Below are 2,478 nucleotides of genomic sequence, written 5' to 3' on the forward strand. Positions count from 1 at the left end.
GGGACAACCTCAAGTGCGCCACGAGGCGCTACGGAATCGAGTGGGGGTGAAAGGACCCTACCGCCGAACGGTCGCAGCCGTCCGGTGAAGCTGAGGGCAGCCGCCTCCTAGGAACGCAGGTGGCGGCGGGAAGCAGCCCTGACAACGACGGGACGGGTCGGCACTGTCAGACGGCCCGGGTCCGGCAAGCAGCGAGGAGAAGGTGTACGAGAGGAACCGCTGTCCGACGCCCCGTAAGTGTCCCGCTCGGCTCAAATCTGATGGATACGGGCCGGGTTGCAGCGCGTGAGCCGTCACCCATCTGGGTGGCGTTCAACTCCGAAGCCGGTTTTGAGGCCCGGTGGGGAGGTCATGCCGAAAGCCTGCGGCGTAGGCATGGCGAAGCTGTCGGGGTAGAGGCGGACACCTCCCTCCTTGATCGATTCCGTGGTGAACGTGGGAACCGCCTACGGTCGCCCTTCCCACCGGACAGCCAGTCCGGCGGCGGGCAGGTCCGTTGCCGACTGAGGGCCGTCAGGCGGGGCGGAGGTCTCGTAGTAGTCCGAGCGCGCGAGAGGCGCGTACATGGCGAAGGAGATCAGCAAGTCAGTAGTGGACGTACTGGAAGGTCAGGAGGCTGTCGCCGGTGAACACCGACGAACTTGACTCCGTTCTGTTCGGAGCGGAGCGCAGGGTACTGAAGATCCAGACCAAGCTGCACTGTTGGGCCCGTGATGACCCTCGTCGCAGGTTCGATGATCTGTTCAACCTCGTCGCCGATCCCGCGTTCCTTCTGGTCGCGTGGGACCGGGTGCGGGGCAACAAGGGAGCCCGCACGGCCGGAGTGGACGGGCGCACGGCCCGTTCCATTGAGGCCGGGCAGGGCGTCGTGGATTTCCTCGACGGGCTGCGGTCGCAGGTCAAGGACCGCAGTTTCTGCCCGCTGCCGGTACGGGAACGGATGATCCCGAAGTCGGGTGGCAAATTGCGCCGCCTGGGGATCGCCACCATTGCCGACCGAGTGGTGCAGGCTTCCTTGAAGCTGGTGCTGGAGCCGATCTTCGAAGCGGATTTCCACCCGTGCTCCTACGGGTTCCGCCCGAACCGTCGCGCTCATGACGCCGTGGCCGAGGTCCGCTACTTCGCGTCCCGCTCCTATGAGTGGGTGGTCGAGGGCGACATCACGGCATGCTTCGACGAGATCTCCCATCCGGCTCTGATGGGCCGGGCGCGGGAACGAATCGGGGACACGCGCGTCCTGGCATTGGTGAAGGCGTTCCTCAAGGCAGGCATCCTCGGCGAGGACCGCGTGCTTCGAGAGAACCGCGCTGGAACCCCGCAGGGTTCGATCCTTTCACCGCTGCTGAGCAATGTGGCCCTGACGGTCCTGGACGAGCACATCGCCCGAGGCCCTGGCGGACCCGCCTCAAGCCAGACGGAAAGGGCCAAGCGCCGTCGTCACCGCCTGCCCAACTACCGGCTCGTCCGCTACGCGGACGACTGGTGCTTGATGGTGGCGGGCACGAACGAAGACGCCGAAGTCCTTCGGGAGGAGATCGCAGAGGTCCTGTCCAGGATGGGCCTGCGCCTGTCGCCGGAGAAGACCCTGATCACCCACATCGACAAGGGCCTCGATTTTCTCGGCTGGCGCATCCAGCGCCACCGGAAACGAGGCAGTGACCGGCACTACATCTACACCTATCCGTCCGGAAAGGCTGTCAAGGCCATGACCGGCAAGGTCAGGACGATGTGCCGGACAACGGACACGAGCCAGCCGCTCGATGCCCTGCTGCGTCAGCTCAACCCGGCGCTCAAGGGCTGGTGCGTCTACTTCCGGCCCGGCGTGTCCAGCGCGACCTTCGCCTACCTGAGCTACTACACGTGGCGCCAGGTCGGGAGCTGGTTGCGCCGCAAACACCGCCGGTCCACCTGGAAGGACCTCCGCCGCCGCTACTGCGAGGTCGGATGGTGGCCGGCCTCGGAGGAAAGGCCACTGTTCAACCCCGCGAAGGTAACCACTACGCGTTACCGCTACCGGGGAACAGTCATCCCGACCCCCTGGCCCGGCCTGGAATGAGGACAACACACGAGTTCTGAGCAGGACTTGTGGAGCGCCCGGTGCTCGGAAACGGGCACGCCGGGTGCGGGAAGCGGTCTGGGGAAACGGGCCGGTCGACAAGACCGGAACCGCGCCCCGGATCGACTTCACCGTCCACAAGGCCGCAGGTCTACGGGAGTTCGCCGAATCCCGTGACTGGCTGACCATCCTCTACTTGCCGTCCTACGCCCCCGACCTCAACCCCGTCGAGGGCATCTGGTCCCTGCTACGTCGCGGCTGGCTCTCCAACGTCGCCTTCTCCACGCCAGAACATCTCATCCGCACGGTCCGCAGCGGTCTCCGGCACATCCAGTACCGCAGCAACCTCATCGACGGCTGCCTCACCGAGACCGGCCTGACCATCAGAACCGACTGACGACACCACGAGTTAAACCTCAGTA

The 2,478-nt window shown here is 65.6% G+C and carries 1 protein-coding gene and 1 pseudogene; both read left to right on the plus strand.

Going from position 1 to position 2,478, the window contains the following annotated elements:
• Nucleotides 1-625 precede the first annotated feature (625 nt).
• Nucleotides 626-2,056, plus strand: coding sequence for a group II intron reverse transcriptase/maturase (gene ltrA, locus ACFZAX_RS35375; protein WP_390967082.1), 1,431 nt, complete (start codon nt 626-628; stop codon nt 2,054-2,056).
• A gap of 124 nt (nt 2,057-2,180) precedes the next feature.
• Nucleotides 2,181-2,453, plus strand: a pseudogene (locus tag ACFZAX_RS35380) (transposase); the annotation flags it as partial.
• Nucleotides 2,454-2,478 lie beyond the last annotated feature (25 nt).

This window comes from Streptomyces sp. NPDC008125 (assembly GCF_042957125.1).
In the GTDB taxonomy this organism is placed as follows: Bacteria; Actinomycetota; Actinomycetes; order Streptomycetales; family Streptomycetaceae; genus Streptomyces.